Consider the following 9,706-nt stretch of genomic DNA (forward strand, 5'->3'; position numbering starts at 1 on the left):
AAAAAAGTTCAATTAAGAAACCGGTTTTTCCTGTCGGAAAAAACCGACCACTTTAGGCTTCTCTTTTCTTAATTTTCGGCCAAATTTAAATTCTCATCGAAATGTCGAGAGCCTTTACACTGTGTGTAAGAGCGCCCACCGAGATATAATCGAGACCGAGTGTCGCGATTTCCTTGGCGCGTTCGAGCGTCATGTTGCCGGAACCTTCGACCAGGCACTTGTCGCCGCTTTCCTTGATAATCTTCAAGGCTTCGGCCATCATCTCGTTGCTCATGTTGTCGAGCATGATGACGTCAACGCCCTTGTTCAGGAGTGCACGCAGCTGGTCAAAATTTTCGACTTCCATTTCGACCATCAAGTTCTGCTTGTTATTCTTCTTCACCACTTCGAGCGCTTCGAGAACGCCACCTGCTGCTGCAATGTGGTTGTCCTTCACCAGCACCATGTCGAAGAGGCCCATGCGGTGGTTGGAACCGCCACCCACGCGAACGGCGTACTTCTGCAGCGTGCGGAATCCGGGAACCGTCTTGCGGGTATCGAGCACCTTGGTCTTCCCCGCCTTCAAGGCTTCCTGGAAGGTATGCGCGACAGTCGCCACGCCGGAAAGCTGCTGGATAAAATTCAAAAGCGTGCGTTCGCCCGTCAAGAGTTCGTGCGTCGTTCCGTCCATTTCGGCAATCAGGTCACCCTTCTTCACGACATCGCCGTCTTTCTTGTGGAGCGTCACCTTCACGTTCGCCTTGAGTTCCTGGAACACGAGTTCAATCACCGGAAGGCCTGCGAGCACGCCATCTTCTTTGGCTATCAGGCGGGCATGCTGCTTCTGGTCGGCAGGAATCGTCCATTCGCTGGTCACGTCACCCGTGCGCACGTCTTCGGCAAGAGCCAGGCGGATCATCGTGAGAGCATCTTCGGTAGGAAAAATCGGAGTAGAATTATCACCGTACATAACTTAGTACCTATTGTTAAAATGTGTAGTGTGTAGTGTGTAATGTGGAATTATTCTTTAGTCACTTCACATTTCACACTTCACACCCTACTGTGCTCCTTTTCCGGTCAGCACAACATAAACCGTCCGCACCAAAATCTGGAAGTCGAGAAGCAGGCTCATGTTTTCGAAGTAGTACATGTCATATCGCAACTTGATTTTCACGTCTTCGGTGCTGGTATCGTAATGGTGACACACCTGAGCCCAACCGGTCAGGCCAGGTTTCATTTTCAGGCGGCTAATGTAGAACGGAATCTCTTCACGGAGCTTGGCGATAAACACGGCACGTTCCGGACGCGGTCCCACCATGCTCATGTCGCCCTTAAGCACACACAAAATCTGCGGAAGTTCATCGATACGGGTCTTGCGGAGGAACTTGCCCACTTTGGTTATGCGGGGGTCGTCCTTGGTGGCCCACTGGGCACCGAACTTTTCGGCATCGGTTCGCATCGTGCGGAACTTGTAAACCGTAAAGGGCTTACCGTACAGGCCGATACGTTCCTGCGAATAGAACACCGGACCACGGTCTTCCAGCTTGATGGCAATCGCGGCAAGCACACACACCGGGAAAGAAATCAGTCCCAGGAATGCGCCAAACAGAATATCAATCACACGCTTCACGCGCACCTGCCACAAAGGCATGGTAAACGCAAACAGTTCCTGCAGTTCAAAGCCATAAACCAGGTTCGCCTTGAACCGTCCATGCACCACACTGTAGAGTTCTGGCACCAGGTAAATGTGAACCGGCTGGTCGCACACCCACACCAGCACGCGCATGATTTCTTGCGGCGAAGAACTTTCGTGGGCGATAATAATGCCCGTCACCTTGTACTTCTTAATGAGCGAAGCAAGGTCTGCATATTTTCCAAGCACCGGAACATTGGCAAATTCATGTTCCATCACCTGGAAGCGTTCGTCCACAAAGCCCACCACACGCTGGCCGCGTTCGGGAGTTTTCGCAAGCGCTTCGGCAATCTTTCGGCCCGCCTCGGTCGCACCCAAGACAAGAATGTTGTTCGCACCAAAGCCGAGACTCAAGAGTCGGCGTAGGCAACGATAGATTACCATCCTGAAAAGTATCACCAGGAAAAGCGCAAAGCCACCGTAAATAAAGATCCACGGGAATCGGGAACCATAAAGGTAACCGCTACTGAGTGGCTCGTTCGCCATGACCTTGCCCAAGAATTCCGCACCGAAAAGCACCGCGACAATGACCACGATACCGATCAGCACCGCACGCAACACGCGCAATATCTGGTGCGTTCTCGACATCAACAGCCACGAACGGTAGAGCCCTGCACAAGTAAACAGGAAAAGCCAACCCACATTCAAAATAAGTCCCATGTGGGCATAATCGGCAAACGCCTTGCTCGGGTCAAACTTGTCTACAATCCAACCACTGTGGAACTGCACCCAGAAAGCGAGGGCAAAACAAATCGACAACGCCACGAAGTCCGACAGGACCACGAGGATGCGTTCCAATGTAGCAGCACGAATCATAACGACTCTAAATTATAAAATTGCGACTGCCAAAGGCTATCCGTTACGCAAGGAAACGGATGACCTGACTTTTCTCGACAATTTCGGGCAATGCGTCGATAGCGTCCACCGCCTTCGAGGCCTTGCAGTCCAGAGTCTTTTCGGTAATCACCACGACAGAGACCTTACCCGGATCGTTCACGTTCTTCTGGATGATGGTTTCGATCGAGATGTTGTTCTCGGCAAGAATGCTCGTAATCTTTGCAAGCACGCCACAAGCGTCACGGGAAGTGAAACGCAGGTAGTAGCGGGCCGAAGTTTCCGAAATCGGAACGAGCGTTGCGGAGTTTTCGACGTTGAACCAGCCCATCGGGAGCGCCTTACGGCTACCCTGATCCACAGAGCGGGCCAAGGAAACGAGGTCGGCTACAACGGCAGAAGCGGTCGGGAGGCGGCCAGCGCCGGCACCAGTCTGAACCGTTTCGCCCAAGTTGTCGCACTTCAGGTACACGGCATTGATGACACCGTTCACGTTCGAGAGCAGGTTCTCGTTAGAAACAAAGCACGGATGGACACGGGCGTCCACGCGGTCACCGTCGCGGTGGTAAATGCCGAGGAGCTTCACGCAGCAGCCAAGTTCCTTGGCGAACGCGATATCCTGGGCGGTAATCTTCGAAATACCCGTCACATGAATCTTTTCAAAGTCCACGCGCTTGCCGCTGCAGAGGCTAGCCAGCAAGGCAGTCTTGTGAGCGGAGTCGATACCTTCGATATCGAAAGTCGGGTCCGCCTCGGCAAAGCCCAGCTTCTGGGCATCCTTCAGCACCACGTCAAAGTCGAGGCCTTCGTCGGCCATGCGGCTCAGGATGTAGTTGCAGGTACCGTTAATGATGCAGCTCAGGTGTTCCACCGTAGAACCGAGCAGGCCTTCCTGCAGGCTACGGATAATAGGAATGCCACCGCCAACAGCAGCTTCGAACAGCACATGCAATCCCTTTTCGGCTGCAAGCGGGAAAATTTCGTGGCCGTACTTGGCGAGGAGAGCCTTGTTCGCAGTCACCACGTGCTTACCGGCATTGAGAGCGGCCAAGATCCACTTGCGCGGCATGTTGTAGCCACCGGCGAGTTCCACGAGCACGTCAATATCGTCACTAGCGATCATTTCATCGGCGTTTGTGGAAACCTTGTAACCCTTCGCCTTGTACGGGGCGACTTCTTCTTCGGACTTTGCGCAGATGCAGGCAAGCTGCAGTTCAACGCCAAGCTTTTCCTTGTATTCGGCGATTTTCTGTTCGAGAATCTGAATAACACCGCCACCGACGGTTCCAGTACCAATAAGTCCAATACGCAGCATAAGGCGTCTCCATTTTAAATTTTTTCGCGGGGAAATATAGAAAAGTATACAGGGCAGTTCATTTTTTCTATTTTAAAAATCAATGAATTCCCTATTGAAAAAAACGATTGACGGGACACGCCTCACCCCGGCGGAAGCTCTTGACATCCTGAAAAACGCCCCGTGGACCGAGGTGGTCCAGGCCGGCGACGCGATGCGCCACCGCATCAACCCGGGGAACAAGGTGGGCTACACGGCTTTCCGCATCATCAACTACACGAACGTCTGCGAGATTACCTGCAGCTTTTGCAGTTTCTGCCGTCCCGCCCACAGCCCCGAAGCCTACGTGCTTAATTTGGACGAAATCCGTCAGAAAACGATCGAAGCCAAGGCCAGGGGCGCCGACCAGATTTTCTTGCAGGGAGGCGTGAACCAGGCGCTCCCTCTCAGTTACTATACCGACATCCTGAAAATGCTCACGCAAGAAATGGGCGTGAAAGTCCGCGGATTTTCTCCCGTAGAACTCGTCCGCATCGCCGTCTTCAACAGGATCTCCCTTGACGAGCTGCTCGATATTTTCAAGGCGGCAGGCCTCAGTTCCGTTCCGGGCGCCGGTGCCGAAATTCTCTCCGACCGCATGCGCCAAATACTGAGCCCAAAAAAGCTCCCCGCGCAGGTATGGTGCGACACGCTCGCCGCCTGCCACAAGAAGGGGCTCCCCGGCAGCGCGAATATCGTCTTCGGCAGCGTCGAAACCCCCGAAGAAATCATCGAGCATTTGGATTACGTGCGCAAGACGCAAGATATCGCAAACGGGTTCAAGAGTTTCGTGGTGTGGACATTCCAGCCGCAAACCGACAAGTTCCCCATCCGCCACGTGCGCGGCGACGAATACCTCAAGCTGCTCGCGCTTTCGCGACTGTACCTCGACAACATCCCGCATATCGAAGTATCGCTCCTCGGCATGGGACTTTCCCTAGGTGAACTCGGGCTGCACAGCGGCGCCGACGACATCAACAGCATCGTCATCGAAGAAAACGTGCTGCAAAACCACGGCCTTACAACCATCGAACAGGCCGAAGAATTCATCAAAAACGCCGGCTTCACCCCCTACAGACGAACTCTAAACTTCGACTAAGGCGAGAGCCGCGACCATGGCAGGCAAAGCTTGTCAATGGGCATGGCCGAGCCGCTCCGAAATGCGCTCCATAGGAGCGCCACTTCGACTAAGGCTGTACCTGACGACATTTTTATTCCCAACCCTACTAAATAAAAAACACCGGTCCGCTTGTTCAGCGTAACCGGTATAACCATAGAGAGAAAAAACAGCTTGTGCGGCTTATTAAGCGCGTTTGGCATGCTTCCTGAAGCTCTTGATCAGAAGGGCAGCGAGAATGCAGTACATATACCTTTTATCCTTTATTTTCGACGTTTTATCGTCTTTTTGAAACAGCGCGCCAATTTTAACAAAATTTTACTAACGCGTCAAGGGTAAAAAGAATATATTTATTGATTGTTTGCACGCAACCCCCAAAATAGAACTTTTCACTCGCAAACGGCAACCAACAAAGCGTGACAAGAGCCATAGACATATAAACATTCAAAAATGTAATTTTTATATGCCTCTCCCCCCACAGTTTAAACAAATTAACAGTATTCACCAAGTGAAAACAGCTGTATAGAGCATATAAAAGAAACCCAATCCACTTTTTATATGCCTCCCCAAACCCATTAGAAGCTGACTACCACTTTAATCACCTGAAAAGAAACTGCTGGGGGCATATAAAAAAGCTTATTTATCGTTTTTATATGCAATACACATCAAATGACAACAAAAATTCATCGAAACAAGAAGCGAAAAGGGCGCTATTAAATATTTCGTGCATATAAATCATTCAAAAACAGCGATTTATATGCCCACGTTCTCCCCCACTAATGTTTTAACCACTCATATTAAAATGAGTTCAAACAGTCTCGGCCATTTTCACCGCACTCCACGCATCCCGCCTTTCTCAGTTTGTCTTTTCTGGCGAAATTTGGTAAATTTGGGGTATGAAACGAATTATCTTATTTTGCCTAGCCGCCGCCCTGTGCGCACAAGCACGGCCGTCCCTGCAAGTGGACCGCGAACGCGTGGAATCGGGCAAGAACTTTGGACTCCAGCTTGTATTTCCCCTGAACGAACTCCCCGAAAACCGCAGCGAATTGCAAATCGAGACCGCAAACGGATTTACCCTGGTCGGCATCGACAGTACCGACCAGGTGATTCGCCCCGATATCGAGGACATGTTCAATTCCTTCTTTGGCGGAAGCCGCAACCGGGGCGGTTACAAGGCTCGCGTCTACACCTTTAAGCTGAAAGCCCCGAAAAAAACAGGCCGCATCAGCATCGGCCAGATTTTCATTGACATCGACGGGCAAAAGCACAACCTCACGGGCGACATTCCCATCAACATCCAGCGCGCCTATAGCGACGACGCCCTCGCCGTATCGCTCTCCCCAAGCAAGAAATCGGTCTACGAAGGCGAACAGTTCAACGTGACACTCGGTTTCCACACCTACGAACACTTCGAAGGCGGCCTCCAGGCGACCGACATGAACACCGGTGACGACTTTATCGTACACCGCAGCGACCTTTCGGCCATGAAATTCGAACCCGTCGAAGGAAACCGCCGCGAAATGCAGGCGAGCGCAAAATTCGCCTGGCTAGCATCCACCAAGAGCGGCAACCTGCAAATTCCGCCGTTCAAGTTCAAGTACACCAAGCGCGGCGAGCCGAAGGTCGTCGAAGAGAACAAGCAGATGGGCGGCATGACATTCTCCAGCAGGAGTGTCAAGCAGGAATCTGTAGAAGCCGAAACGCAGACCCCCACTATCAACATTACCGTGAAACCGCTCCCAACCGAAGGCAAACCCGCGAACTTCAGCGGTATGGTGGGCAACTACAGTTTCAGCGCCGATTTCGACCGCACTGAACTCAAGGTCGGCGAAGCCATGACGCTTACCATCAACATCAAGGGCGACGGCCTCCCCGGTTCCATTACCGATCCCAAGCTCCCCGATTTCGGCGAGTTCCGCTCGGTCCCCCCCGAAAACGAACTCAACAAGAAAGTCTCCGGCAACAAGGTGATTACCACCAAGAACATTCGCGTGTTCCTGTACCCCAAAAAGAAGGGTGAATTCACCATTCCCGAAATTACCTACTCCTGGTTCAACCCGAGCAAAAAGAAATACGAAACCGCAAAGGCGGGCCCCTGGAATGTCACCGTCGAAAAGGGTGAGGCCGTCCCCGAGGCCATATTCCAGGCACCGGTCGCCCAAGGCCCCGCCGCCGTGCAGAAACAGGAAATTGAATCGCTCGGTTCTGACATTCGTTTTATCCACCAGGTAAACGAAGCCGCCAACAACACCGCCCCTTACAAGAGCATTCTTTACTGGGTGATTTTTGCAGCCGCAATCCCCTTCTACCTGATTGTGACTTTCGCCGTGCGCAGCCACCGCAAGCACAACAGCGACGCGGCCCTCGTGCGTAAGGGCAAGGCAAACAAGATGCTCAAGGCACGCTTTGCCGACGCGCGCGAAGCCTTAAAGAAGGGCGATGCCAAGGCTCTTTACGCAGCCCTCGAAAACGGCTTAATCAACTACTTAAGCGACAAGACGAATCTGGAATTCAAGGGCATGACCCGCCCGCAAATGAAGGAAGAACTTGCAAAGCTCGGCGTGAAAGACGAAACCATTGCGGCCATCGACAGTTGGCTCGAAAAATGCGCATTCGCGCGGTATGCCCCGGTGAACCCGACCAAGGACGAGCAGCAGAAAATGCTCAACGACGTGGAAAAATTGTGCGAAGGACTAAAGGTATAACATTTAAGATGTCATGCCCAACTTGTTTGGGCATCACCTTTTCAACCTAAAACAAAAACTTTATTTAAATAAGAAAGGTGATTCCCGCATTCGCAGGAATGACAATCAAGGGAAAATACAAAATATGAGTATCTTAAGAAGCATCATTTTATTTTTAACATTTGCGGTAGTAGCGAACGCCGCAGAACATTGCAACGGCATCGAGACCGGCGCCAAGGCCTACAACGAAGGTGACTTCGAACGTGCCATCGACGAATGGCGCACCTGCAGCGACAACGGCACGCAAAACGCGGACCTCTACTACAACCTGGGCAATGCCTACTTCCGCAGCGGCAAGCTCGGTTTCGCCATTTACTATTACAAGTCGGCCCTGCGACTTGACCCAAGCAATGACGACATCCTGCACAACCTCAAGTACGCGCAAGCTATGACCCGCGACAAGGTGGACGAAGACGGCGAAGAAAATCCGCTCCTTGCAGGCCTCTTCAAGGCGCATCACGCGCTTTCCTTAAAGGCGCAGATGTGGACGCTTCTCGGAATTTTCTGGGCGATTGCGTTACTCGCCGTCGCAAGGCGCATCAGCCGCAACGGAAAGGCGAAAAACATACTCATCGGAACGATGTTCGCATTATCCTGCGTTTTCGGCATCATTGCGATGAGCGCCGGCTACAAGGTTTTCGTCACCGAAACGGAAATCACCGGAGTCGTCACGGCGAAGGACGCCGACGTGACTAGCGCTCCCAGCGACAAGTCCCAGACGCTCAACACGCTCTCCGAAGGCACCTCTTTCGAAGTGCTTAGCGAACAGGGAAACTTCGCCGAAATCCGCTTGGGCGAAAAGGTCCGCGGTTTCGTCAAAATGAGCGATGTCGGAATCGTAAAATAGACTTGTCCATTTCTAGAACAAACTAGCGAATCCAGCCGCCACCGAGCACCATGTCTCCGTCGTAAAAGACGGCGCACTGGCCAGGCGTTACGGCAAACTGCGACTGTTCAAAACTGGCGAGTGCGCAGCCGCCTTCAAGGATTTTCACCATGCATCGGGTCGGGCGCTGACGGTAGCGCACCATGCCCTCGCATTCGAAGGTGTCGCCAGCAGCGTATGCGGAGCCCGTTGCCGGGTTGACGCCGTGCCATACGCAATTTTCGATGCGGACTTCGGTAGCGGAGACGGCCGACTTGTCGGCGGTCACCACGATGTCACCCGTCGCAGGATCCACGCTGCGGATGAACGCAGGGACGCCCAGGGCAACGCCAAGTCCCTTGCGTTGTCCCACCGTGTAACGGTGGTAACCTTCGTGACTCCTTAAGATTTTTCCGTCCTCGGTCACGAAGTTTCCTGGGCGGGTCATCGCACCGAAGCGTTCTTCCAGGAATTCAGTGTAATCGATTCCGTAGATGTCGAAGCAGATGTCCTGGCTGTCACTCGCGCTCGCGTTTTCGAAGCCGTACTTCGAAGCCAAAGCCCGCACCTCGGGCTTTTCCATGCCCCCGAGCGGGGTCATGACGCGAGCCAGCGCCTCGTCGGGAACGCCGAACAGAAAATAGCTCTGGTCCTTCGCCAAGTCCTTGCCGCGGAAAAGCCTGCGGATGCCGCCGATCTCCTTCACATTCACATAGTGCCCCGTCGACAGGAAGTCGGCGCCATGCTCCAGGGCAAAGTCCATCATCCAGCCGAATTTCACGAAGCGGTTGCAATAGCAGCATGGATTCGGCGTCCGAGCCTGTGCAAAGTCATCGTGGCAACGCTTCAGCACCCGCTCGGTAAACGCATCGTCGCAAACCGCCACGAAGTGTTCAATCCCCTGACGCTTTGCGACCGCGCGCGCGCGCAAGACGCTTTCGTCCTTTTCGGGATCATAAGGGGTCGCCCCGCTATTTGCAAGCGGAGGCAGAACCCGCAGGGTTACGCCGAACACGTCGTAACCCTGCTCCAAAAGGACAAGTGCAGCCACAGAGGAATCCACTCCCCCGCTCATGCCAACAGCCACGCGCTTTTTAATCATAAATCCTTCGACTCCGTAGCACATCCGCTCAGGATG

7 protein-coding genes are annotated in these 9,706 nt (G+C 53.0%); 3 read left to right on the plus strand and 4 right to left on the minus strand.

What is annotated here, in order from left to right; genetic code table 11:
- Positions 1-85: 85 nt before the first annotated feature.
- From nadC to Q0P86_RS09935, 3 genes are all read right to left on the minus strand, one after another.
- The gene (gene nadC, locus Q0P86_RS09925) at positions 86-949 is read right to left on the minus strand and encodes a carboxylating nicotinate-nucleotide diphosphorylase (protein ID WP_163437838.1); all 864 of its coding nucleotides are present in this window, start codon (positions 947-949) and stop codon (positions 86-88) included.
- Between the two features lie 87 nt (positions 950-1,036).
- Entirely contained in the window at positions 1,037-2,488 is a 1,452-nt protein-coding gene (locus Q0P86_RS09930; RefSeq protein WP_290993385.1) for a sugar transferase, read from the minus strand.
- A 43-nt stretch (positions 2,489-2,531) separates the two neighbouring features.
- A complete protein-coding gene (locus tag Q0P86_RS09935; protein WP_291025135.1) occupies positions 2,532-3,821 on the minus strand; it encodes a homoserine dehydrogenase in 1,290 nt (429 codons plus the stop codon).
- A gap of 82 nt (positions 3,822-3,903) precedes the next feature.
- On the opposite strand from Q0P86_RS09935, the gene Q0P86_RS09940 reads away from it, so the two are divergent.
- The 3 genes from Q0P86_RS09940 to Q0P86_RS09950 all read left to right on the plus strand — a co-directional run bounded on the left by Q0P86_RS09940 (position 3,904) and on the right by Q0P86_RS09950 (position 8,550).
- Positions 3,904-4,938: a CofH family radical SAM protein gene (locus tag Q0P86_RS09940; protein WP_295039156.1), complete on the plus strand. Its 1,035-nt coding sequence runs from the start codon at positions 3,904-3,906 to the stop codon at positions 4,936-4,938.
- Positions 4,939-5,852: 914 nt separating this feature from the next.
- Entirely contained in the window at positions 5,853-7,664 is a 1,812-nt protein-coding gene (locus tag Q0P86_RS09945) for a BatD family protein (RefSeq protein WP_295039158.1), read from the plus strand.
- 124 nt (positions 7,665-7,788) lie between these two features.
- Positions 7,789-8,550, plus strand: a complete 762-nt coding sequence (locus tag Q0P86_RS09950) for a tetratricopeptide repeat protein (RefSeq protein WP_290993376.1) — start codon at positions 7,789-7,791, stop codon at positions 8,548-8,550.
- A 22-nt stretch (positions 8,551-8,572) separates the two neighbouring features.
- Here the strand turns inward: Q0P86_RS09950 and mnmA are convergent, their stop codons facing one another.
- Complete coding sequence (mnmA, locus tag Q0P86_RS09955; protein ID WP_295039161.1) at positions 8,573-9,670, minus strand: tRNA 2-thiouridine(34) synthase MnmA; 1,098 nt, start codon at positions 9,668-9,670, stop codon at positions 8,573-8,575.
- Positions 9,671-9,706: the final 36 nt, after the last annotated feature.

The sequence above is a fragment of the uncultured Fibrobacter sp. genome, from assembly GCF_946062555.1.
Classification (GTDB): Bacteria; Fibrobacterota; Fibrobacteria; order Fibrobacterales; family Fibrobacteraceae; genus Fibrobacter.